The organism is Brotaphodocola sp. (genome assembly GCF_050873365.1).
Classification (GTDB): domain Bacteria; phylum Bacillota; class Clostridia; order Lachnospirales; family Lachnospiraceae; genus Brotaphodocola.
Genome location: NZ_JBNMIQ010000003.1, coordinates 56881 through 81676, shown reverse-complemented (window position 1 = coordinate 81676; position 24796 = coordinate 56881). Strand labels below are relative to the sequence as shown.

Here is a 24796-nt window from a genome sequence, read left to right as displayed (position 1 = left end):
CTTTCTTGTTTTGACAGAAAAATTTTCTATAAGTTTTGGCAAATGGTCTGGGGTCAGCGGAAGCGTTGGCAATCGGGGGAGATTATTGTGGGAAGAAACAGTCGGAGAATGCAAGTTGGGAGATGGACAGTGGCAGGAATTCTGTTGATGGTATTTGCGCTGTCCCTCTCTTTTTCTGCGTTTGCACAGGGAAATACGGCGAAAAAGGTTGTCAGAGTCGGCTACGTCAATGTGGCGACGTATGAGGAAGGCGGAGAGGGAGAGTACAAGACGGGAAGCGGGTATGAGTATCTGCAAAAGATCTCCTATTTTACGGGTTGGAAGTATCAGTATGTATATGGAAGTTTCAAAGAGCTTTATGACATGCTTGTGGAGGGGGAAATCGATCTCTTTGGAGATGTCTCCTACACGGAGGAGAGATCGAAACTGTTTTTCTTTTCCACATATCCACAGGGAAAAGATGTCTATTTTCTTTATACGACGAAAGACCGGACGGATCTTTTGAGCGGAAATGTCAGACGGCTTCAGGGGACGCGCATCGGAGTGACGCAGGGAAGTTATCAGGAAACATTGCTGAGAGAATGGCTTGCAAACAACAACATCGATGCGAAGATTCAGATGTATGACGGGTATGAAGCACTGATGGCGGATCTTGATGGCGGAAATCTTGATGTGATTGCAACTCCGAAGCTCTCAAGCGGGGACTATCACTATGGGGCAATCATTGACATCGGTTTTGATGATTATTATTTTGCGGTGTCAAAGTCCCGTCCCGATCTGCTCAGTGAACTCAATGAAGCACTCTACCAGATTCAGAGCGGAGATCCGAACTACAATGCGACACTTGAGAGTCGTTATCAGGTCAGCATGATTTCGGATACGTTTATCAGTGAGAGGGAGAAGGCGTGGCTTGCAAAGCACAACAACACGATCCGTCTCGGTTACCTCGATGACAACCTGCCTTACTCTGCCTGTGATTCGGAGGGAAATCTTGTCGGCGTGCTTCAGGCGCTTGTCGAGTCGATGGAACGACGGTTGAGACGACCTCCTATTCGGTCAATACGGAGATGATGGATGCGCTGGTGGCGGGGAACCTTGACGCGATCGGACCGCTGTACAGCGACTACTGGCTTGCCGAACAGAATAATCTGATTCAGACCAATGTGATTTTGAGCACAACTCCAGTGCTTTTCTATGGAAAAAAGAAGAATGAGGAATCTCCGACTCATGTTATCGCAGTCTCCGATCCGGGTTTTCTTCGCCCGGATGTGATTAAGATCATGGTTCCGGATTCCGAGGTGGTGGTTTATAATGGGGTTGAGAACTGCTTGAACGCAGTGAAAAATGGCACAGCGAGCGGAATGGTCGTGGCGGCTTCCCAGATCAATCTGGTCAAGCGGTACCGGGTTGCCGATCAGCTTCAGGTCGCAGAGATTCCGGGTCAGATCGAGATCTGCATTGGCACCACAAAGGGAAATCCGGAGCTTGCCAATATTTTTAACAAGGGGATCACCACCGCAGGAAATGGACTTTCGGGTGCTGTTTTATCCCAGAATTCATATGTGAAGCAGGATGTGACGTTTCGTGATTTTGTCGAGGAACATCTGGCTGTGATTGCAGTGGTTGCATCGGGAGTCATCACAGCGCTCTTGTTAGTGGTTATGTACATGATTCGGATGACGATGCAGATCCGTGAGGCGAATAAGGAGATCACAAAGAAGCAAGAAGAACTTCAGAAGGCGCTTAAAGAGGCGGAGCGTGCAAACTCCGCGAAGACAACGTTTCTTGCAAATATGAGCCATGATATCCGAACTCCGATCAATGGAATCATGGGAATGATTGAGATTATTGAGAAAAATCCGGACAATCCCCAAAAGATACAGGAGTGTTTAAAGAAAATCCGGGCATCGTCCGGCCACCTGCTTCAGCTGATCAACGATATCCTGGATCTGAGCAGACTTGAGTCGGGACAGATTGTCCTCGAGCATGTTCCGTTTAACTTAAGGCAGGTAGGGGAAGATACGGTTACAGTTGTCGAGGGACAGGCAAAGGAAGCAGGGGTTCAGACGATCAGCGAGCATATGGATGGAAGCGATATCTGGTTGATCGGCAGTCCGCTTCACTATAAGCAGATCATGCTAAACCTCTACACGAACGCAATCAAGTACAACAAGCCGGGCGGACTTCTGTACACGAATCTCGAGGAGTACAGCCGGACTGACGATGTCCTCACACTCAAGATCACCGTTCGGGATACCGGAATTGGAATGACACAGGAATTCATCGATACGAAGCTCTTTTCGCCGTTTATTCAGGGGGAGAGCGGACCGCGCACGAAGTTCAAGGGAATCGGTCTTGGCATGTCGATTGTGAAGGCGATCGTCGAGGAGATGAATGGAAGTATCCATGTGGAGAGCAAGGTCGGGGAGGGAACAACGTTTACCGTCTTTCTTCCGTTTGAGATCGATCATAGTTCTCATAAGGAGCCGGAAAAGGAGAAAGAGGTTCAGGCTGACATCACGGGAATATCTGTGCTCCTTGTCGAGGACAATGATCTGAACATGGAGATTGCACAGTTCCTCCTTGAGGACGCGGGGGCAGTCGTCACAAAGGCGGAGAATGGAAAGATTGCGGTCGAGAAGTTTGCCTCCTTTGCCGTCGGAGAGTTTGATCTGATTCTGATGGATATCATGATGCCGGTTATGGATGGTCTCTCCGCGACGAAGGCGATTCGTGCAATGGATCGAGCGGATGCAAAGACGATCCCGATCTTTGCGATGACGGCAAATGCGTTCAGCGAGGATGAGCAAAAATCGATCGATGCAGGAATGAACGAGCATGTCGCAAAACCGCTTGAGTCGGAGAAACTTATTGCGTTGATCGCGAAGTATGTTGTATTAAAATAATTTTCCTGTTTACGCGTTGCGCAAACGGAAACGGATTTTGCCGATGCTTCGCATTTCAAATCGGCAAAATCTGCTACCACCACGTTATTTTACGGCACTTTCGGTTTCAAAAGTGCCTACATCTGAACAATAATAAAATCACTTTCCTTTTTGGGTGAAATACGATAAAATATAGGAAATCGAATTCAAAGCACAGCAGGAGAGGGAAGAGTATGGGCATAACGATTTCATTTTCGATGAAGCCACAGCATAGCTGGCTTCCCCAGAATACCTGGAATCTTGAGCGGATGCAGAGATTCTCGCGAGAGCTTGCAGGGCAGATGGGGTATCACTGCGACCTGGTCGGTGACTATGTGATCTATCAATTTTGCCCGGAGGGCTTTCTGTGGATGGCATGGAAGAAGGGCGAGATTGTCGGGGAATGCCAGACGAATATTGCGGGACCGGGATTTCATGCGGCAGTGATTCACTTTTTGGATCTCTACGCGTCGCGGGGAAAGCTCGGGCTTCTCGTCAAGGACGATACCGGATATGACCGGGATCGCAATTTTATCCGGATGAGGAGAGAGTATTTTTATACCTGGTTTGGTGATCTGATGAAGCAGATTTTCGAGCAGAAGGATCGCGCGGATCGTCAGCTCGTCTGTTGGCCGGCGAATTATTATCTGCCCGAGGAGCATAAAGGGATGGTGATGACGCATATCCGCCAGTTCTCGATGGAGGAGATCCGAAACATCGTCCATTCCGGAGTCAGCATGGGATTTGCAAAGGACTTTTTCATCTGGAATGAGGAAGAGAAAGACGCTTACTACTATCGAAACTGTGCGCTTGTGCTGATGAATCAGGAATGCTATTTTATGCCATCCGGTCGGAGTGAGCAGGATGAGGTAATTAATCGAAAGATTCTCGATCTGCTTGAGCGTGCGCTTGCATTGAAGGCGGATATCCAGTTCCCGAAAAACGAGTATTTGGAGCTTTGTGCACTCGACGGGCGCGAGCCGAAACCGCTCGATCACACACCGGAATTCCCGAGAAATGCGCAGGTCGGATGCCGGAAAGGGCTTCTGTTTCGGACAATCGGCTCTCTGCGCTTTGCCGTCCCCGGAAGTTATCTCTACGACGGGACGCGACAGGGAAACTCGGAGCGTTATTACGACGGATGGGCAGAGAACAGCCATGACTACTACATCTGTGTGATGAATTTGGAACACGAGGCGAGATTTGAAAATCGACCGTTTGAGAAGGAAGAGGTTGAGCGGGTCATTGACTATGAGAGAGATGATCTTCGCGGGCGCATAGCGGTCTATCATCCGAGACAGAGGGATGGGAAACTGCGGTATGAGGTCTCTGCACAGATTCTCTACAAGAATCAGATGACGATCGTCACGGTTCGTTATCAGAATCCGGAGGAGGAGCCGTGGGCGATTGATCTGATCCGTAAAGTCGAGGTCATTGAGGAGGAGAAAAAGCCGGATCTCAAGTGCGGGTAGGCGTTGAGCATTTTCAATCAAAACCAGAAGAGCAATCAGAATCGGAAGACAAAGACCGAAAACACGGAGAAAAGAAAACCAGAAGAGAAAGAAAATCAAAAGAAAACTAAGAAGATATAGAAGAAAAATAAAAGAAGAGATATAAAAAGAAATATAGAAGAAAAGAAAAAATAGAAATTAAGAATAAAATAAAAAATCAAACGAAAGAAATGAAAAAGAAAAAAGGAGATTTTAGAATAAAATGAAGATCGCGATCGTTACAGACAGCAACAGCGGAGTTACACAGGCACAGGCAAAGGAGCTTGGAATCACTGTGATTCCGATGCCGTTTATGATCAACGGTGAGACTTATGAGGAGGATATCAACCTGACGCAGGAGCAGTTTTATACCCATCTGACTGATGGAGCAGAGATCTCCACCTCTCAGCCGTCCCCGCAGACTGTGATGAACCAGTGGAATGAACTTCTTAAAGAGTATGATCAGATCGTGCACATTCCGATGTCGAGCGGGCTGAGCGGTTCCTGCCAGACTGCGATGATGCTTGCGGATGAGGACGAGTATGAGGGCAAGGTCTTTGTTGTCAACAACCAGAGAATCTCCGTGACTCAGCGCCAGTCTGCCCTCGATGCAAAGGCGATGGCAGAGAAAGGCATGGATGGAGCCGAGATCAAGCGCGTGCTCGAGGAGACAAAGCTTGAGTCGAGTATCTACATCACGGTGGACACGCTGAAGTACTTGAAGAAGGGCGGACGCATCACCCCGGCGGCAGCGGCACTCGGAACCCTGCTTCGGATCAAACCGGTGCTTCAGATTCAGGGCGAGAAGCTCGATTCGTTCTCGAAGGCGCGCACGATCAAGCAGGCAAAGAGCACGATGATCACGGCGATTGAGCATGATCTTGAGAACCGTTTCCACGATCCGGAGGCGGAGCACACCTGGCTTCAGCTCGCTTACACGCGTGACCGTGAGGTGGCAGAGGAGTTTCTTGAGGAAGTCAAAGCACACTTCCCGAAGAGCGCCGGAATTCATATGGATCCTCTGTCTCTGAGTGTTGCCTGCCACATCGGACCGGGAGCAATCGCCCTTGCCTGCACGAAAAAGCTGGACTAAAAGCGAGAGAAAGAGCGAGAGAAAGAGTTAGAGAAAACGTCAAAGAAAATGTCAAACACAAAGATTGGCGAAACGTCAGACGCAAAGACAGACACAAACAACGTCAATAACGTCAGAAAAATCGGGGGAAGGAGGAGCGTGAGAGAACAATGGATCAGGTAAAGAAGAAATGGCAGTTTCCTTTTGCAGTCAAACGAAGGGTGACGGTGAGCCTGAAAGTACCGGTTGTGATTCTTCTTGTTCTGTTTGGTTTGATTCCGATGATTCTGTGCACCCATGCAACGATCGCTTCGGTTCGTCAAAATCAGATTGAGGCGAGGATGGCGGAGGTTCAGAATCAGTGCCAGATTTTGAGCGACAAGTTGACGCGGGCGGGGTATTTGAACGGGACAGATCGCTCCATAATGAACAGTGAGATCGAGACTGTCGCGGATATTTTTGATGGGAGAATTGTGGTCGTTGATCAGAATTTCCGGATTGTGGAGGATACGTTTCATATTGCAGAGAATCGTCTTCATATCGCGGAACCGGTGATTCGCTGTTATCAGGGTGAGACGATGAACCGATACATCAAGAACCGCCACTATTTTGTTCAGACGACGCCGATCTATGACAATACGGCGGAGAAGGCGGTGCAGGGAGTCATGATTATCACCTCGTCGACGGAGCCGTTGATGTCGCTTGCGGATGCGGTTCACGACAAGGCAGTCTTGCTTCAGAGCATTGTGTTCTTTGTCGTTTTGCTTGCCGGAATTGCGGTGGCATCCTGTCTGATTTTCCCGTTTAAGGAATTTCAGAATCGACTCAATCATGTGGCTCAGGGTGCTCTCGACACCGATATCAGCACCGACAGTTACAAGGAGACTCAGGACATCTCGAGGGCGGTTGAGATGACGATCACAAAACTTCGGGAGGTTGACCAGTCGCGCCAGGAGTTTGTATCGAATGTCTCCCATGAGCTCAAGACGCCGATCACCTCGATTCGCGTGCTTGCGGATTCGCTGATGGGAATGGGAGAGGTGCCGGTGGAGCTTTATCGGGAGTTCATGGAGGACATCTCGGATGAGATCGACCGCGAGAGCAAGATCATCGATGATCTTCTCTCTCTCGTGAAGATGGACAAGTCGGAGGCGGAACTCAACATTTCCCAGTCGAACATCTACACGCTCGTCGAGCAGATCTTAAAGCGTCTGCGTCCGATCGCGAACCGTCAGAAAGTCGAGTTGATTTTTGAGAGCATCCGCGAGGTGACTGCGGATGTCGATGAGATGAAGCTCTCGCTTGCGATCACGAACCTTGTGGAGAATGCGATCAAGTACAACAAGGAGGATGGCTGGGTGCGGGTGACCCTCGATGCCGACCACAAATTCTTCTATATCAAGGTGTCGGACTCTGGAATCGGAATTCCGGAGGAGGCGCAGGATCGAATTTTTGAGCGTTTTTACCGCGTCGATAAGGCGCGCTCGCGAGAGACGGGTGGAAGTGGACTCGGACTTGCAATCACAAGAAATGTCGTGCTGATGCATAAGGGTGCGATCAAGTTGACGAGCCGGGAAGGTGAGGGAAGTACGTTCACGATCCGGATTCCGCTCAACTATATTGCGTGAGGAGAGGGAGGCAAATAGAATCAGATGAATAAGAAACAGAGACGAAATTGCCTGCTCTTTCTGGCAGTGTTGGTGATTCTCGTGGCAGGGATTGTCGGGTGTCAAAAGACGAGAACGGGGACAACGCAGGAAGACGGAGGAAGGACGTACCAGATCTATTACCTGAATCCGTCGGCGACCCGTCTTGTCGCGCGCGATTATCAGACGGAGACAACGGATCAGGATTTTCTGATTCAGGAGCTGATGGAACAGCTTCTCCACGTGCCGGCGGATCTCGATGCGCAGATGGCACTTTCGGATAAGGTGATCTATCAGGGTTACAAAAAAGAGGATGTTGTGCTCTATCTCTATTTTGATAATAACTATACGAGCATGAAATCCTACCGCGAGATCCTGTGCCGGGCGGCACTCGCAAAGACGATGACTCAGATTGATGGAATTGATTACATCAATATTTACACGGGCGATCAGCCTCTTCTCGATGCCAGCAATATGCCGGTCGGCATGCTCAGCGACTCGGATTTTGTGGACAGCATCACGGATATCAATGCTTACGAGAAGACGGAGCTGACACTGTATTTTACGGATGCAGACGGAAAAAAGCTGTATCCGGAGCGCAGGAGTGTGATGCACAACATCAACACTTCCGTGGAGAAAGTCGTCGTTGAGGCACTGCTTGAGGGACCGGAGTCGGAGAATCTGTGCCCGACGCTCGATCCGCAGACGAAACTTTTGAATATTTCCGTAAATGAGAATGTGTGCTATCTGAATTTTGACAGCAGTTTTCTCAACAATGCGCTGAATGTGCAGGATTACATTCCGATTTACTCGATTGTGGATTCTCTGCTTGAGCAGTCCTCAGTCAGCCGGGTGCAGATCACGGTCGATGGAAATCAGAATGTTGTATTTCGAGATAAGATACCACTCAATACGCTCTTTGAGCGTAATCTCGATTTTATAGGAGGATCAGATCATTAAGAGACCGCTTGCATTCCTGGCAGGAGGATTCGTACTTGGAGAGGCATGGATTCTGTGTAGGAGAGCGGTGAGCGAAGAGCTCGCGGAAACTGTGAAGATTTCTGAGATTATTGGAAATATCGGAGCAGTTAGAACGATTACAATCGCTATATTGGCTGTCGCCGTGATTGTGATAATCGAGGCAGTCCTGATTTTGATGTCAGGAAATAAAGAGAAAACGAGAGAGAGAAAGAAAAAGGGCAAAAATCGTCAGGGGCGGTTTAGGCCTTTTTTCTTACCGTTTTTTTCATCTGTTTTCCTGTCGGGACTTTGTGGGGCGACGATGATGAGTTGTGGGATAACGCTAATTGGTGGACTCATCGGAGCCGGGAGGGCGACGGTCGAGCGAAATATCTGCGAGCGGGAGCTTGCACTTGGGCTTGAAGGGGAGGTAGCGACGATCACCGGACGAATCCGATCTGTCACCGAGAAAGAAAACGGGTGGGAGCTGATTCTGGATGCGTGTGAATTGGAAGATGGGGAACTGAATTATGTTGGCAAACTGGATCATGCAAAACCGGAAAACATGGAAGTTGCAGACACGAAGTTTGCGAGCATGGAAGTTGCAGACATGGAGGTTGCGAACACGGAATTTCCGAAGTTGCAGGAGGGAAATTACGGAAATCATGTAAATTACGGAAATTATGTAAATTACATAAATCATGGAAAGTATAGAAATCATGTAAATCACGGAAAAAATCGACGGTTGCGACTTCGACGGCTTCTCGTGAAAGTTGATCAGAAGACGGAGATCGATTTGGGGAGGGATCAGAAGAGTGCGATCGGAGAGAATTTTTCCTGCGGAAATCAGATCTGTGTGACCGGGACCTGCTATGCGTTTGATCAGCCACGCGCACCCGGAGAATTTGATTATCGCACGTATTATCGATCAAAAAAACTGACATATCGGATGTTTGTCTCCTCGGTTGAGGTTCAAGATCAGCGGTGCGACTGGATTCTTGAGGCACTTCGGAAGACTTCTTTGCACGCTTCGGCAAATTTGGAGCAGGTTGCGGGGAGTCAGGATGCAGGAATTTTGCGGGCGGTTCTTCTCGGGGATCGGACAGATCTTCCCGAGGAGGTGCGCACCCTCTATCAGGAAAATGGAATTGCGCATATTCTGGCACTCAGTGGGCTTCACCTCTCTCTTGTCAGCCTTGCAGTTTACGGGCTTTTGCGAAAACTGGGAGTTGGATTTGGGTTTTCTGCAATGATTGCGGGTGTGGCGTTGACTGGATATGCGTGGATGAGTGGAAGCTCAGCATCGGTGATTCGAGCACTTGTGATGACGCTTAGCGGATTTGGAGCCTCATATCTCGGGCGGATGTATGACAGACGGAGCGCGCTTGGGCTTGCCGGATTGATTCTGATGTGGGACAGTCCCTATTTACTGACGCAGGCGGGCGTTCAGCTCTCGTTTGGGGCGATTCTTGGAATCGGATTGTTTGAAGAGAATCGTGAAGGTGCAGGTGGTGAGGAAAGTCATAGTATAAGCGCAGATGCATTCTATGCGGGAATTGGGATGCATGCGGTGACGTTTCCGATTGTGCTCTGGCATTTCTTCCAGTTTCCTTTATATGGAATTGTTCTGAACCTTTTTATTGTCCCGTTTGCGGGAATTCTTGTGGGATCAGCAGTCGCAGGGCTTGTGCTTGTGGAAGTTTCCGTGGGAGCGGGGCGGTTTGCTGTTGGTGGGGCGAGAATGCTTCTTCGGTGGTATGAGTGGTGTTGTCGGTTTGGGGCGAGATTTCCGGGAAGTCATCTGATTCTTGGGCGTCCGAGAATCTGGCAGGTCGGAGTCTATTATGGAGCTTTGGTGGGAATTCTCTTCTTTCAAAAATGGAAAAAGAGCAGGGAAAGGAAAGCAAATCCGGAGAAGTGTGAAAAACTGAAAAATCATAAAACGTTGGAAAAGTATAAAACGCTGGAAAAACATGAGAAGCATGAAAAGCGTGAAATGCCGGAAGTATGGTTGTTTGTATTTGCGCTTAGTTTTCTTTTACTTCCACTTCCACATCGAGGGCTTGATGTGACATTTCTTGATGTGGGGCAAGGGGATGGAATTTGTATTCGGGCAGATTCGACGGTGATTCTGGTTGATGGCGGAAGCAGTGATGAGAAAAATCTTGGGAAAAATCGCCTCGTTCCGTTTATAAAGAGCAGTGGAATCCGAAAAATTGACAGTGTCATCGTCAGCCATGGTGATTCCGATCACATCAGTGGACTGTTGTGGCTTTTTCAGGAGGAAGAGGATATCGCGATCAGGCAGTTGATTCTTCCAAAGGCGGGACAGAAGGATGAGGCGTACCAGACTTTGATTGAGCAGGCAGATCGGCGCGGTTGCCGTGTGATCTGGCTGGAGAGGGGAGATCGAATCGAGAGTGGAAAGCTGAGGATTCACTGTCTGTATCCGCAGGGGGAGAATGAGAGTGCAGAGAAAAGTTTGGAGGAAATCGTGGAGGATAGTAAGAGTCAGCGTGACCGCAATGAGCAGTCTCTGGTGCTTCGCGTGGAGTACGGAAAATTTGCAATGCTTCTGACTGGGGATATGAGTGAGGCGGGGGAACATGCACTGTTGGAGTGTAAGAATAGCGAGAGTGAGAAAAATCGTGTCGGGAGCGCAGAGGATATGTCTGGGATTTCTGGCGAGAACGGGCTTGGAGGGATTTTTCTACTGAAATCTGCTCATCATGGCTCAAGATTTTCAAACAGTGAGGAATGGCTTGATGCGGTGAACCCACAGATAACCGTGATTTCCTATGGAAAAGATAATCGTTATGGTCATCCGCATGAGGAGACGATGGAAAGGTTGAACGCACGAGAGATAAAGGTGCTTGGAACCGGGCAGGATGGGAGTATCTTCTTTCATACGGATGGGGAGAAGGTTTCGTGGAAGTGCTGGTCCTACGGCTACGGGCGCTGAACGGCGAAAAAAGTTCTGCAAACGTGCCGTTGCTCCGGGTTCGGTTAGCGGAAATGTCACGGGCGCTGAACGGCGAAAAAAAGTTCTGCAAACGTGCCGTTGCTCCGGGTTCGGTTAGCGGAAGTGTCACAGGCGCTGAACGGCGAAAAAAAGTTCTGCAAACGTGTCGTTGCTCCGGGTTCGGTTAGCGGAAGTGTCACGGGCGCTGAACGGCGAAAAAAGTTCTGCAAACGTGCTCTCGCTCCGATTCGACGTAGCGGTGCATAAGGTCGCAGAGTACGCGACCTAAACACCGACGTCTCATACGGGTTTGCAGAATCTTTTTTGCCTTACAGCGCATCGAGGTTATATCAATGTTATGTTATTTGATTCTTATTTTTAAGTCGACATTCGTGGACACGCCCCTTCAATCGCGCGCCAAGTCTTCGCAAGCGTTAACCTGAATATGTAAACATCAATCATTTTGCTTTGGAGTTGATTTTTTTATACGGATCTGGTATAAACAACAAAAGATATAAGTGCATAATAGTAATTGGGAATACATATTCAATGCGAATAGTGATATAAGAGATGGAAAAAGTATCATTGCATATGAGAGAAAATTAAGAAAAAATAGAGGACGGAATAAGATGCAGACATTGAATCAGGATATCAAAAATCACACTTTTCAGCGAGTGTATCTGATTTGCGGGGAAGAGGCTTTTTTAAAGAATAGCTATAAAAAGAAGATGACGGAGGCGATTCTCGACGGAGATACGATGAATTTTGCTGCGTTTGAGGGTAAGGGAATTGATGTCGAGGAGGTCATTCGTCTGGCAGACACAATGCCTTTTTTTGCGGAACATCGCCTGATCCTTATTGAAAACAGCGGATTTCTCAAAGGTGGATGTGAGGCACTTTTGACATATCTTCCACAGATGCCGGATACAACTTGCATGATTTTTGTGGAGTCGGAGGTGGATAAGCGAAGTAAACTTTATAAGAAGATCAAAGAAATTGGCTACATTGCGGAGATGAACCGACAGGATAGTGTTCAGCTTGCGCGATGGGCGGGAGCAATTCTCGCAAAGGCGGGAAAGAAGATCACCGGAAGAACGATGGAGCTGTTTTTGAGTATGAGCGGAGATGATATGGAGAATATTCGCATGGAACTCGAAAAGCTTATCAGCTATACCGGAGAAAAAGAGGTGATCACTGATGAGGATGTGAGAGCAATCTGTACTCCGCAGGTAACAAACCGAATTTTTGAGATGGTGACTGCGATTGCGGGAAGACAACCGCACAAGGCGATGGATCTCTATGAGGATCTGTTGACCCTCAAAGAACCGCCGATGAGAATTCTGTTTTTGATTGCGAGACAGTTTAATCAGATTTTGCAGGTAAAAGAGTTGATGGCAAAGGGGATGGGTCGAAGTGCGATCGCGTCTGCGCTGAAACTTCAGCCGTTTGTTGTCGGAAAGACGATGCCACAGGCGAGACAGTTTTCGCGGGATCAGATTCTCTCGTATGTAAATCTGTGTGTGGATGCTGAGGAGGCGGTTAAGAGTGGACGACTTCAGGATCGTCTTGCGGTGGAATTGCTGATTGCAAAAGAGTATTAAAAGAAAGACGGTCAATAGAGAAAGTGTAAATTTAGGATAAGTGAATAAGAGCAAGGTAAAAATTGGTAAAAAAAGAACTTCGATTCCCCACACCTAGGGATCGAAGTTCTTTTTTGGGTTATATTAAATTCCAGTCTTATGCTTACGCCATTGCGCTAACAGCCTTGGAAAGGCGAGAAACCTTTCTAGAAGCAGTGTTGCTGTGGTAAACACCCTTGGTTGCAGCCTTCTCGATCTCAGAGATAGCAGCATTCAGGCTTGCCTGAGCAAGAGCCTTATCTCCTGCAAGGACAGCAGCCTCTACCTTCTTGCAAGCAGTTTTAACCTTAGATCTGATAGCTTTGTTTCTAGCAGCCTTGGTCTCGGTAACTAAAATTCTTTTCTTAGCAGACTTAATATTTGCCAATCTGGGCACCTCCAATTATAAAAAAATAATTCAATAGCATCTGGTTTGCATCAAAGCCTGGACACGGACAGTTCAATGTAAACATACTTTTGTATTCTACTCAATTTCTCAGAAAATGTCAATACATAATTCTAAGGATTTTTTGAAAAAATAAGAGAGGCGGTCATAGCACGCAGGTGGAAATTTTCTGAAGGGAAAATTTCGTGTAATACAGAAAAATAAATGGATGGAAAGGGGAACACGGAAAATGGCAAGAAAGGAAAACAATTTTGAGATTCGGACAGATCTGGCGGTTGAGCAGAGAGAAAGTTTTCCGGGAGATGGAGGAGAGATTGCGGGAGTTGCTCTGCGCGAGTGGAGGGAGAGCGGATCGGCAGTAAAGATGAGCGAGGTGCAGATCCTTGATGAGCATGGGGCGAGAGCAATGGGAAAGCCAAAGGGGATCTATCTGACACTTGAGGCAGATGGAATGGCGGGAAACGATGAGGAAGAAGCGGAGGAGATCGCCGAAGAGTTCGCTCTGCAACTTCGCAGATTGCTACTGAGAGAACAGAAAAAAATAAAAAGAGGAGCACAGATAACTCCAAAAGAACTTGAAGGTTTCAAAGAACCTCAAGAGCCGAAAGGAGAAAAGGTGAAAAATAAAGCGGATAGAACTGGATTTGCGGGTCGGCGGATTCTTGTCGTAGGACTTGGAAATGCTTTTGTGACGCCGGATGCGCTCGGACCGCGAACAGCAGGCAATCTGAAAGTGACGCGTCATCTCGATGGACAGTTTGGAGCGGGCTTTTGTCAGGAGAAAAATCTGCCCCTGTTAAGTGCGATCGTTCCGGGCGTGATGGCTCAGACTGGAATGGAGAGTGCAGAGATTCTAAAAGGGATTGTCAGAGAGACAAAACCAGAGATGGTCGTCGTGATCGATGCGCTCGCAGCTCGCAGTGTCCGTCGTCTTGGGACGACGATTCAGTTGACGGATACGGGAATTCACCCGGGATCGGGAGTGGGAAATCATCGTCATGGGTTGACAAGAGAAAGTCTTGGAGTTCCGGTGTTTGCGGTTGGAGTCCCGACTGTCGTCGGTGCGACTTCGATTGTGCATGATACAATCAGCTCGCTTGAGGCGTGGGAGATCGAGGAAAAGCCAGGATGGGAGGAAAAGTTGGAGCCGGAACTGCGCAATTTGTATGTAACTCCGCCTGATATTGATGAGAGAATCCAGCGGATCAGTAGGATTTTATGTGATGGGATTCATCAGGCACTTTTTGAGCCGGAAACTTGCTTGTAAAGCAGAAAAAAGTGTGTTATGATATTTTGAGCTTTGTGTATTTATATAGAAAGTATACAGTGAGTTACAAAAGAGCGGGAGGATAGAGGGAGATGAAGACGTATCTAATTGTATGGCCACTTGTGTTTCTGGCGGGTTTTGTTGATTCGATTGCAGGAGGAGGCGGACTGATTTCTCTTCCGGCATACATCATCGCCGGCGTCCCGGCACATATCGCAATCGGAACAAATAAGGTGTCCTCTTCGATGGGAACAGTGATCTCAACAGCCCGGTATTTGAAAAACGGGTATATTAAAGGAAGAAAGCTGATTACACTTTCGATTTGCGCCTGTATTTCGGCACTCATCGGTTCCATGATTGGATCGAGACTTTCTCTTCTGGCGAGCGATCAGATCCTGAAGAATCTGATGATTCCGGTTCTTCCGATTGTCGCCTTCTATGTTCTGAAAAATAAAAATTTCGGAGCAGGTTCTGAGAAAGGACCGCTCTCCGATACAGCTACGTTTGCAGTGGCAATCTGTGCATCCCTTGTCATTGGAATGTACGATGGATTTTACGGTCCGGGAACGGGAACCTTTCTTCTGATTGTATTGACTGGACTGGCGAGACTGGATGTTCAGACTGCCTCCGGAATGACAAAGATGATCAATCTGTCTTCCAATCTTGCAGCACTCACGACGTTTTTGATTCATGGAACTGCCAATTACACTCTGGGACTGAGCGCCGGTTTATTCTGCATCGCAGGACATTACATTGGTTCCGGTCTCGTTGTACATAATGGACAGAAGATTGTAAGACCGGTAGTTTTGGTCGTGCTGGCAATTCTGTTTATCAAAATTCTTTCTGGAAACTAAGAGGGCCTTATGTGAATGTATGTGAATGGTGCTGGATTTTCTCTTCTTAAGTATGGGACATTTATTATGAGTTTAGATCGACGTAAGCATTGACTTAGCGCATAATTCTGGTCAGCTCTGCCGATACTTTTCAATCGGAATCGGGAATTGCAGAGTTGTGATAGTACGTTGCGATGGCTCTGCGAGCCAGAAAGTGCCTGCAAACCCGTGTGAGACGTCGGTGTTTAGACTGCGTATTTTGCAGTCTTATGCACCGTTACGTCGAACCCGGAGCGAGAGCGAGTTTGCAGGACTTTACTGGTCGGCAGAGCCATATAGAGATATACTACAAAGATACAAAGAGCAATACATCAAAGAGCCACATAGAATCGCATAAAAATTAAGAATGTAGACTATAAAGTAAGAAAACCAACAGACAAACTGTTACCTGAATCAAGATAATATCAAGACAAAAGAAAGGATGAAAATTTATGAAGTGGACAAAATTTACACTGAAGACCACCACAGAGGCGGTTGACTTAATCAGCAGTATGCTCGACGAGCTTGGCATTGAGGGCATTGAGATCGAGGACAACGTACCGCTGTCTGAGGCAGACACGAAGGGCATGTTTATCGACATTCTCCCGGAGCTTCCGCCGGATGATGGCACCGCAAAGGTCAGCTTCTACCTCGAAGACTTGAGCAATCTTGAAGACCTTCTGCGCAACATTGAGGAGGGACTCGACGATCTGAGCGAGTTCGTCAATGTCGGCGAGCGCACAATCGCAGTGTCCGAGACCGAGGATAAGGACTGGATCAACAACTGGAAGCAGTACTTCAAGCCGTTCACCGTGGATGACATCCTGATCAAACCGACCTGGGAGGAGATTCCGCCGGAGCATGCAGACAAACTTCTGATCGAGATCGATCCGGGCACTGCATTTGGAACCGGAAAACACGAGACAACTCAGCTTTGCATCCGCCAGCTCGACAAGTACATCAAGGGTGGCGAGAAGGTTCTTGATGTCGGCACAGGAAGCGGAATCCTTGGAATCGCAGCTTTGAAGCTCGGCGCAAGCGAGGCATTTGGAACCGACCTCGATGAGAATGCTGTCGTTGCAGTCAAGGAGAATCTCGAGGCAAACCACATTCCGGCTGAGAAGTTCGGTGTTGTTCAGGGAAATATTATTGACGACAAGGCAATTCAGGATCAGGCAGGATACGAGTGCTACGACATCGTTGTGGCAAACATCCTTGCTCCGGTTATCATCATGCTTCAGGGCGAGATTGCACCTCACCTCAAGCACGGAGGAATCTTCATCACATCTGGAATCATCAACACGAAGGAAGAGGATGTACGTCAGGCAATGGAAGCAAATCCGGAACTGGAGATCGTGGAGATCAACCATCAGAATGATTGGGTTTCCATCACCGCACGCAGAAAGTAGGAAGAGAGCATGTATCATTTTTTTGTGACACCGGCGCAGATTGCGGACGGCTATGCAGTGATTACCGGTCAGGATGTCAATCATATCCGAAACGTGCTGAGAATGAAACCGGGCGAGAAAGTCGGAATTCGCGACGGAATTTCGAGAAACTATGTCTGTGAGCTTGAGACGATGGAGGCGGATGAGATTCGCGCGAAGATTCTGTCGGAGGAGGCAGATTCGAGTGAGCTTCCGTCAAGACTCTATCTCTTTCAGGGACTTCCAAAGAGCGACAAGATGGATCTGATCATCCAGAAGGCAGTCGAACTTGGCGTCTACGAGGTGATTCCGGTTGCGACGAGACGCGCTGTGGTCAAACTCGACAAGAAGAAAGAGGACGCAAAACTCAGACGCTGGAATGCGATTGCCGAGAGTGCGGCAAAGCAGTCCGGACGCATGATGATCCCGGAGGTCAGCGGAGTGGTCAGCTTTTCTGAGGCAGTAAAACGCGCGGAGAAGATGAACCTTGCACTGATTCCGTATGAGCTTGCCGAGGGAATGGCAGAGACAAAACGAGTTTTATCTAAAGTGCGCCCGGGCATGGATGTGGCGATCTTCATCGGACCGGAGGGCGGTTTTGATGTGGAGGAAGTGGAAGAAGCAAAGTCAGCAGGTGTAGCTCCGATCACGCTTGGCAGACGAATTTTGCGGACGGAGACGGCAGGTCTAACAGCTCTGTCTATCTTGATGTTTCAACTGGAGGATTAAAATAAAATGGAAGCATATTTTGATAATTCCGCGACGACGCGGGTGCTCGATGAGGTAAAGGATCTTGTCGTCAAGGTGATGACGGAGGATTACGGAAATGCGGCAGCCCTGCACAGAAAAGGCGTTGAGGCGGAGCGCTACATTAAGGAAGCACGCGCACAGATTGCAAAGACGCTGAAAGTGGAGGAGAAGGAAATTCTGTTTACCTCTGGCGGTTCGGAGTCCAACAATATGGCTCTGATCGGTACGGCACTCGCAAATCAGCGTGCCGGAAAGCACATCATCAGCACGGCAGTCGAACATCCGTCTGTATACAATCCGCTTTCTTACTTGGAAGAACTCGGATTTGAGATCACCTTCCTTCCGGTTGACAAGGACGGTCATATCAGCTTGGAGGAGCTCAGAGAGGCAGTGCGCCCGGATACGATTCTCGTCTCTGTGATGTACGTCAACAACGAGGTCGGAGCAGTCGAGCCGATCGCGGAGATCTCCAAGATCGTGAAGGAGAAGAATCCGAAGACCCTGATCCATGCAGATGCGATCCAGGCTTATGGAAAATATGTGATTCGCCCGAAGAAGGAGGGCATTGACCTTCTCTCTGTCAGTGGACACAAGATTCATGCGCCGAAGGGAACCGGTTTCCTCTATATCCGCAACGGAGTGAAGATCAAACCTCTGATCTACGGTGGAGGTCAGCAGAATGGACTGCGCTCCGGTACAGAGAATGTTCCGGGAGTTGCAGGTCTCGGACTTGCAGCCAAGATCATGTACACAAATCATGATGAGAAGATCCGCCAGATGATCGAGCTGAAGGATTATCTGATCGACCGCATCGGAGAGCTTGACGGCTGTGTGGTCAACAGCAAGAAGGGCGAGGGAAGCGCTCCGCAGATCGTGAGTGTGAGCTTCGAGGGTGTGCGCGCGGAAGTACTTCTGCATGCGCTTGAGGACAAGAATATTTTTGTTTCCTCCGGTTCCGCATGTTCTTCCCATCATCCGGGCATCAGCGGTACGTTAAAGGGAATCGGCGTAAAGCCGGATCTCCTCGACTCGACGATCCGTTTCAGCTTTGGAGTGTTCAACACAAAAGAGCAGATCGATTACTGCATCGACGCACTCAAAGAACTTCTTCCGGTTCTGCGCCGTTACCGCAGAGGCTAACAAAGTTAAGATAAGATAAAAATAGAGTTGAATAGAGAAAAACGGTTAAGTTATTAGCCGGTTATAAATACAAAAAGAAAGGAAGCTCCATGAAATTTCAGTCATTTTTGATTAAGTATGCAGAGATCGGAACAAAGGGAAAGAACCGGTATCTGTTTGAGGATGCCCTGATTCACCAGATCAAGGTAGCACTCAAAAAAGTAGAGGGATCGTTCCAGATTTCCAAGGAATCCGGACGTATCTATGTGCAGGCAGTCAGCGATTACGATTACGATGAGGTGATTGAGGCACTTCAGCGTGTCTTTGGTATTGCGTGGATCTGCCCGATGCTTCAGGTTGAGGAGAAGGACTTCGAGAACCTCAAAAAGATCGTTGTGGATTATGTTGGAGAGGTTTATGAGGACAAACACTTCACCTTTAAGGTGGACAGCCGTCGTGCCGACAAGAGCTACCCGATTCATTCCGAGCAGATGAATGCCGATCTCGGAGAGGCAATCCTGAATGCATATCCGGAGACTTCTGTGGATGTTCATAAGCCACAGGTACTCCTGAAAGTGGAGGTTCGCAAACTTGTGAATATCTACTCCCTGATGATTCCGGGACCGGGTGGTATGCCGGTTGGAACGAACGGAAAGGCAATGCTTCTGCTCTCTGGCGGAATTGACAGCCCGGTAGCAGGATATATGATCGCAAAGCGCGGTGTGAAGATTGATGCGGTTTACTTCCACGCTCCGCCATACACGAGCGAGCGCGCAAAGCAGAAGGTTGTGGATTTGGCAAAGCAGGTGTCCAAGTACTCCGGTCCGATTCCGCTTTACGTTGTAAACTTTACGGATATTCAGCTCTACATCTACGAGCAGTGCCCGCATGAGGAGCTGACAATCATCATGCGCCGTTATATGATGAAGATTGCGGAGGAGATTGCGCGCAGAAACGATGCGCTGGCGCTGATCACCGGTGAGAGCATCGGACAGGTTGCCTCCCAGACCGTACATTCCCTCGCTGCAACGAACGAGGTCTGCACAATGCCGGTATTCCGTCCGCTGATCGGTTTTGATAAGCAGGAGATCGTGGATATTTCTGAGAAGATTGGAACGTTCGAGACTTCGATTCAGCCGTATGAGGACTGCTGTACGATTTTCGTTGCAAAGCATCCGGTAATCAAGCCGAATCTCACTTACATTCATCGCTCTGAGTTGAAGCTTCAGGAGAAGATCGATGAGATGATGAAGACGGCGATCGACACCGCAGAGATGATCTGGTGCGAGTAAATTCCTTCGATTTTAGAAATTTAGAAAATGAGTTGCTGTTTGTGCAACGCGTGAACAGCAACTCATGAGGGCGCAGAGATTCTGGTTGGAAAATCTCAGCACTCAGCTTGGCAACCTCGCTCAGCAGGATGGATCAGACTGATCAGAATCATGCGCCAGATAAAACAAAATAAAAAAAGGATGCATTTCTCAAAGAGAAAGCATCCCGTCTATCACGGATTCCACATAAAGGATAGATTCGCGAATTCATGAAATTCATTTATAGAATCTCATTTATAGAATCTCATGAATTTCATTCATAGAATCATAGATTCTGTTTGGTATCTCATGAATGGTGCGAATGATTATGTATTATGAGCTCCGGATGATTATTTGATGATGTACGGAGAAAGGGTCTCCAGGATCTCATCGATTCCTGCCTCAGCATGGATGTTTAAGTCGATCGGCTTGGAAAGGTCCAGGCTGAAGATACCCATGATGGACTTTGCGTCGATCACGTAACGACCAGATACCAGGTCGAAATCAACATCAAATTTGGACAGATCGTTTACGAAAGATTTTACTTTATCGATGGAATTTAAAGAAATACGAACGGTTTTCATGTAAATAAGCCTCCTTGTTTTTGTCATTCCCTTTTTGGCTGTGACGGCACATTTCGCCCGTCTGCCATATAACAATACTACTCATAACTGGCTGAAAAGTCAATAGGGAGTTTTAAGGATTATTTGCAGAATCAGGCAACAATAGTTACTGTACAGAGGTGGAAATTTTCTGAATAGAAAATTCCGCATGATACAGTGGTGGAGAAGATTTATCATAGAAAATTTAAGGAGAATAAGCAATGAGAAAAGCAGCTTTACATAACTTAGGCTGCAAGGTAAATGCCTATGAGACGGAGGCGATGCAACAGCTTCTCGAGGAAGCGGGATATGAGATTGTTTCCTTTCAGGATCAGGCGGATGTCTACGTCATCAACACCTGCTCCGTGACGAACGTGGCAGATAAGAAATCCCGTCAGATGTTGCACCGGGCAAAGAAAATGAATCCGGATGCAGTGGTAGTTGCAGCAGGCTGTTATGTGCAGGCTGCCGCGGAGGAACTCAAGAAAGATCTCTCAGTTGATGTGATCATCGGAAATAATAAAAAGAAAGATCTCGTTCCGATTCTCGAATCCTATTTTGCGGAGAGAGAGAAGGAGAGCCAGCAGAAAAGTCAGCAGAAGAATCAGAGCACACAGATTTCACAGAATACGCAGGATGCTGATGCTCTGAATCTTCAGAATGGTGTGGAAAATGGAGAAAATGAGGAGAACACCGGTGATTCCAATGAAAATCCGAAGGAACATCTCGCTGAGGATCATGTGATTGAGATTGGAAAGACGAAGGAATACGAGGAGCTGAAACTTCACCATACAGGAGAACACACGCGAGCATTTTTGAAGGTGCAGGACGGATGCAACCAGTTTTGTAGTTACTGCATCATTCCGTATACGAGAGGTCGTGTCCGTAGCCGTCGCCCGGAGGATGTGGAGCGCGAGGTCAGAGAGCTTGCCGAGGCAGGCTATCAGGAGATCGTTCTGACCGGAATTCATCTGAGTTCCTATGGACTTGATTTCCCGGAGGAGGAGAGACAGACGCTTCTTGATCTGATTCTTCGTCTTGAGAAGGTGGAGAAGATTAAGCGAATTCGCCTTGGCTCTCTTGAACCGAGAATTGTGACGGAGGAATTTGCAAAGGCACTTGCCTCGTCTGAGAAGATTTGCCCGCATTTCCATCTCTCCTTGCAGAGTGGTTGCGATGAGACGCTCAAGCGGATGAATCGCCGTTACGACACGGCAGAGTACCGTGAGAAATGCGAGATTCTGCGCCGTGCTTTCACAAATCCGGCGATCACGACGGATGTGATTGTAGGATTTGCCGGAGAGACGGAGGAGGAATTTGCACAGACGAAATCCTTCCTGGAGGAGATCGGTTTTTATGAGATGCATATCTTCAAGTACTCGCGCCGTGCGGGAACCCGCGCTGCGGTGATGCCAAATCAGGTTTCTGACCAGATCAAGGCGCGCAGAAGTGATGTGCTTCTTGAGCTTGAGAAGAGACAGTCCCTCGATTACCGGAAATCATTCCTTGGAAAAGAGGAGGAGGTACTTCTTGAGGAGGAGACGACGATCGGCGGAGTGACGTATCTGACCGGTTACACGAAGGAGTATGTGAAGGTCGCATACCCGGCAGAACTTGGTGCCCGCAACATGCTTGTGAGAGGACAGCTTGTCGAGATGCTGACAGATGAAATTTTGCTGATGAGATAAAAAAGAGGTAAAATCCGTCACCGTTTGTGCAAGGTATGGGCGGTGATAATTGTGGGTTTAAATTCCCCTTGCCGAATCAGGAAAAGTAGTATAGAATAGAGAAGAATAGTTAAAGGACGTGAAAAGCATGGGCGAAATTCATAATACACAGTTTTTTAAAGCAGTACAGGAAAATAAGATGGATGTCAGCCAGGTGCTCGAGCAGGTATATGTGGCGCTCACGGAAAAGGGATACAATCCGGTCAATCAGATTGTCGGATATATCATGTCCGGAGATCCGACCTATATCACCAGCTACAAGAGTGCGAGAAGCCTGATTATGAAGGTGGAGAGGGATGAGATTCTCGAAGAGCTGATGTCAGTATATATTGATGCAAAGCTGAAAAAATAGGCATATTGCCAGAACTCTCTTGAGAAGGAAGTGCCAGAGTAAGTGTGCGCTTAAAATGCCAGAGTGTGTTTGAGAGATCCGAAGCAGGATCGGACGGCAGGGAGAGAGGATGGTTGCAGTCTGCATTTGCCCGCTATCGGAGACTGTCCGTGATCGGAGCGAAAAGAGGCTGTGGCAGGAGTAGAAGAAGACTGTCAGTCCGATCCGTCTGAGAAAGGCTGACAGTCTTTTCGATACATTCGCATTTGCGAGCGATTTGCATTTGTAAAGGATTTCTATCTGTAAAAAATTTACATTTGTGAGAGAGTTGTATTTGCGAGAAAATTTGCATTGTAGAGAACTTTGCATGAGAGGGAACATCGGTAGAATCACGTTGCTGTTTGCGCAGGGTATGAGAAGGTGTGAGTGGCAACGAAGAGAGAAAGTGAGACGGATGAAGAACTCGATGCATAAAATCTGGAGAACTGAATATGAGAATTTTAGGATTGGATTATGGCTCAAAGACCGTCGGTGTGGCAGTCTGCGATCCGCTCGGAATCACTGCGCAGGGAGTGGAGACGATCACACGCAAAGATGAGGGAAAACTGCGCCGTACTTTGGCGCGGATTGAGGCTCTCGTCGCAGAGTACGAGGTGGAGACCATCGTTTTGGGATATCCGCTGAATATGGATGACTCGGTCGGAGAACGTGCGAGAAAAACGGAAGAATTTCGTGATATGCTGATCCGCAGAACCGGTTTGCCGGTCATTCTGTGGGATGAGCGTCTGACAACTATACAGGCGAATGAAATCTTGATGGAGAGTGGAGTTCGGCGGGAAGATCGGAAGAAGGTTATAGATAAAATTGCGGCAACCCTGATCTTACAGTCGTACCTCGGTTCTCTTGAGAGTGAACAGAAAAAAGAAACAATTTAACTCAATTAACTCAATTCGCTCATTGAGGGATTAAGTAAGAACCCGGGAAATTGAGTGATTGAGCAAAGTCAGTTAAGAGTCAGCGAAGCAGTTAGACGATGAAGCAATCTGATAATGAAACCGGTGATGAATGAGTTAGGATAAAAGAATTAGGATAAAAGAATGAGGCGGTTTTGTTATTGAGATTTGTGAGAGTCATAAGGGAGTAAAAAAGTGACACAGGAAGAAAAGATTACATTGCAGACCGAAGACGGAGAATTTGTGGACTTTTATGTCCTTGAGGAGACCCGGATCAATGGCATGAACTATCTGATGGTGACGGATTCCGAGGATGATGAGGAAGATGGAGAGTGCTATATTCTGAAAGATGTCTCGAAGGCAGAGGACAGCGATGCTGTCTATGAATTTGTGGAGAATGATGATGAGCTGGATTATCTCTACCGCATTTTTACGGAGCTGATGGAGGACATGGAAGTTGAGATTCGCAAGTAAGTGAGTCAAGCAAGCTAAGGAAAAGAGCAGAAAAATAATAAAGTAGTTAGTAATATTAATTTAACAATATTAATAATGAAACCGCGATGAGATCGAAGCGGATTAGGGCAATTAGGGTTAATTAGGGTAAATTAGGGTATAGAAGAATCAACATGTGAAAAAACTGCATGCGAACAGAAAAAGTGGCAACGTGTGCGGTATGTGAGGGAAATCTGTAAAGATATAGCAACTGATTTCTCTCACAAAATAGGAGAAGAGAGCGGATGGAACAGAAGCGGTTTCAAGAGATCCTCCGGGATAAGGGACTGAAGGTAACAGCACAGCGTCTGCTTGTGCTTGAGACGATTGCGGATCATCCGGATGAACATTTGACGGCGGAGGAGATTTATGAGCTTGCGCGCCGTAAATATCCGGAGATTGGTCTGGCAACGATTTACCGGACGCTTCAGGTCCTGGTGGAGCTCCATGTGATAGAAAAGATCAGTCTGGATGACGGATTTGCCCGCTATGAGTTTGGCAAAGAGGGTACGGATGGGCATCATCGTCATCACCATGCAGTTTGTCTGGGGTGCGGGGCTGTCATTTCCATTGAAGATGATCTGCTCGATGGGCTGGAACAGGCAGTTCGGAAGAGAATTGGATTTCAGGTGACAGATCACGAGTTGAATTTATATGGATTTTGCAGGGAGTGTCTGAAAAAACAGAACCCTGAAAAATAAGAAAGAAATCGTAAACGACGAGAAAGTCCCTTTTGGGACAAGGCAGTGTGAATAGCCGGAAAGATAAAATAACCGGAAGAATGGTCGGAAGTCATTGGACAAAGTTTTTTGAGAAGTGTGAGAAGACTTTGAAGATGGCAATTCATTAGAATGTGGAGGAAATGAT

21 protein-coding genes are annotated in these 24796 nt (G+C 47.7%); 19 read left to right on the top strand and 2 right to left on the bottom strand.

What is annotated here, in order from left to right:
• Positions 1-129: 129 nt before the first annotated feature.
• From ACR0QT_RS02660 to holA, 8 genes are all read left to right on the top strand, one after another.
• Positions 130-1071, top strand: coding sequence for a substrate-binding periplasmic protein (locus tag ACR0QT_RS02660; RefSeq protein ID WP_432629355.1), 942 nt, complete (start codon positions 130-132; stop codon positions 1069-1071).
• Entirely contained in the window at positions 1068-2906 is a 1839-nt protein-coding gene (locus ACR0QT_RS02655) for an ATP-binding protein (RefSeq protein ID WP_432629354.1), read from the top strand. Before ACR0QT_RS02660 ends, ACR0QT_RS02655 begins: the two co-directional genes overlap by 4 nt.
• A gap of 212 nt (positions 2907-3118) precedes the next feature.
• Entirely contained in the window at positions 3119-4396 is a 1278-nt protein-coding gene (locus tag ACR0QT_RS02650) for a hypothetical protein (RefSeq protein WP_432629353.1), read from the top strand.
• Positions 4397-4637: 241 nt separating this feature from the next.
• Entirely contained in the window at positions 4638-5507 is an 870-nt protein-coding gene (locus ACR0QT_RS02645) for a DegV family protein (protein ID WP_432629352.1), read from the top strand.
• A gap of 149 nt (positions 5508-5656) precedes the next feature.
• Positions 5657-7114: a sensor histidine kinase gene (locus ACR0QT_RS02640; RefSeq protein ID WP_432629351.1), complete on the top strand. Its 1458-nt coding sequence runs from the start codon at positions 5657-5659 to the stop codon at positions 7112-7114.
• A 24-nt stretch (positions 7115-7138) separates the two neighbouring features.
• Positions 7139-8092, top strand: a complete 954-nt coding sequence (locus ACR0QT_RS02635) for a GerMN domain-containing protein (RefSeq protein ID WP_432629350.1) — start codon at positions 7139-7141, stop codon at positions 8090-8092.
• A 67-nt stretch (positions 8093-8159) separates the two neighbouring features.
• Positions 8160-11054 (top strand): ComEC/Rec2 family competence protein, encoded by a 2895-nt coding sequence (locus ACR0QT_RS02630; RefSeq protein WP_432629349.1) that lies wholly within the window; start codon positions 8160-8162, stop codon positions 11052-11054.
• A gap of 629 nt (positions 11055-11683) precedes the next feature.
• Positions 11684-12655, top strand: coding sequence for a DNA polymerase III subunit delta (gene holA / locus ACR0QT_RS02625; RefSeq protein ID WP_432629348.1), 972 nt, complete (start codon positions 11684-11686; stop codon positions 12653-12655).
• A 142-nt stretch (positions 12656-12797) separates the two neighbouring features.
• Here the strand turns inward: holA and rpsT are convergent, their stop codons facing one another.
• The gene (gene rpsT, locus ACR0QT_RS02620; RefSeq protein WP_177976748.1) at positions 12798-13061 is read right to left on the bottom strand and encodes a 30S ribosomal protein S20; all 264 of its coding nucleotides are present in this window, start codon (positions 13059-13061) and stop codon (positions 12798-12800) included.
• Between the two features lie 247 nt (positions 13062-13308).
• On the opposite strand from rpsT, the gene gpr reads away from it, so the two are divergent.
• The 6 genes from gpr to thiI all read left to right on the top strand — a co-directional run bounded on the left by gpr (position 13309) and on the right by thiI (position 19806).
• Positions 13309-14346, top strand: a complete 1038-nt coding sequence (gpr, locus tag ACR0QT_RS02615; protein ID WP_432629347.1) for a GPR endopeptidase — start codon at positions 13309-13311, stop codon at positions 14344-14346.
• A gap of 92 nt (positions 14347-14438) precedes the next feature.
• Positions 14439-15200 (top strand): sulfite exporter TauE/SafE family protein, encoded by a 762-nt coding sequence (locus ACR0QT_RS02610; RefSeq protein WP_432629346.1) that lies wholly within the window; start codon positions 14439-14441, stop codon positions 15198-15200.
• Positions 15201-15670: 470 nt separating this feature from the next.
• On the top strand, positions 15671-16627 hold the full coding sequence (prmA, locus tag ACR0QT_RS02605) for a 50S ribosomal protein L11 methyltransferase (protein ID WP_432629345.1): 957 nt from the start codon (positions 15671-15673) through the stop codon (positions 16625-16627).
• A gap of 9 nt (positions 16628-16636) precedes the next feature.
• Positions 16637-17374, top strand: coding sequence for a 16S rRNA (uracil(1498)-N(3))-methyltransferase (locus ACR0QT_RS02600; protein WP_432629344.1), 738 nt, complete (start codon positions 16637-16639; stop codon positions 17372-17374).
• Between the two features lie 6 nt (positions 17375-17380).
• Complete coding sequence (locus tag ACR0QT_RS02595; RefSeq protein WP_432629343.1) at positions 17381-18535, top strand: cysteine desulfurase family protein; 1155 nt, start codon at positions 17381-17383, stop codon at positions 18533-18535.
• Positions 18536-18624: 89 nt separating this feature from the next.
• Entirely contained in the window at positions 18625-19806 is a 1182-nt protein-coding gene (thiI, locus tag ACR0QT_RS02590; protein ID WP_432629342.1) for a tRNA uracil 4-sulfurtransferase ThiI, read from the top strand.
• Positions 19807-20174: 368 nt separating this feature from the next.
• On the opposite strand, the gene ACR0QT_RS02585 is transcribed toward thiI, so the two are convergent.
• Positions 20175-20408 (bottom strand): HPr family phosphocarrier protein, encoded by a 234-nt coding sequence (locus ACR0QT_RS02585; protein ID WP_177976755.1) that lies wholly within the window; start codon positions 20406-20408, stop codon positions 20175-20177.
• A gap of 239 nt (positions 20409-20647) precedes the next feature.
• Between ACR0QT_RS02585 and mtaB the strand changes: the two genes are divergently transcribed.
• The 5 genes from mtaB to ACR0QT_RS02560 all read left to right on the top strand — a co-directional run bounded on the left by mtaB (position 20648) and on the right by ACR0QT_RS02560 (position 24630).
• On the top strand, positions 20648-22114 hold the full coding sequence (mtaB, locus tag ACR0QT_RS02580) for a tRNA (N(6)-L-threonylcarbamoyladenosine(37)-C(2))-methylthiotransferase MtaB (protein WP_432629341.1): 1467 nt from the start codon (positions 20648-20650) through the stop codon (positions 22112-22114).
• Between the two features lie 127 nt (positions 22115-22241).
• Positions 22242-22505, top strand: coding sequence for an IreB family regulatory phosphoprotein (locus ACR0QT_RS02575; protein ID WP_177976948.1), 264 nt, complete (start codon positions 22242-22244; stop codon positions 22503-22505).
• Between the two features lie 470 nt (positions 22506-22975).
• Complete coding sequence (gene ruvX / locus ACR0QT_RS02570) at positions 22976-23419, top strand: Holliday junction resolvase RuvX (protein WP_432629340.1); 444 nt, start codon at positions 22976-22978, stop codon at positions 23417-23419.
• Positions 23420-23632: 213 nt separating this feature from the next.
• Positions 23633-23911, top strand: coding sequence for a DUF1292 domain-containing protein (locus ACR0QT_RS02565; RefSeq protein ID WP_177976945.1), 279 nt, complete (start codon positions 23633-23635; stop codon positions 23909-23911).
• Positions 23912-24174: 263 nt separating this feature from the next.
• Positions 24175-24630, top strand: a complete 456-nt coding sequence (locus ACR0QT_RS02560; RefSeq protein ID WP_432629339.1) for a Fur family transcriptional regulator — start codon at positions 24175-24177, stop codon at positions 24628-24630.
• Positions 24631-24796 lie beyond the last annotated feature (166 nt).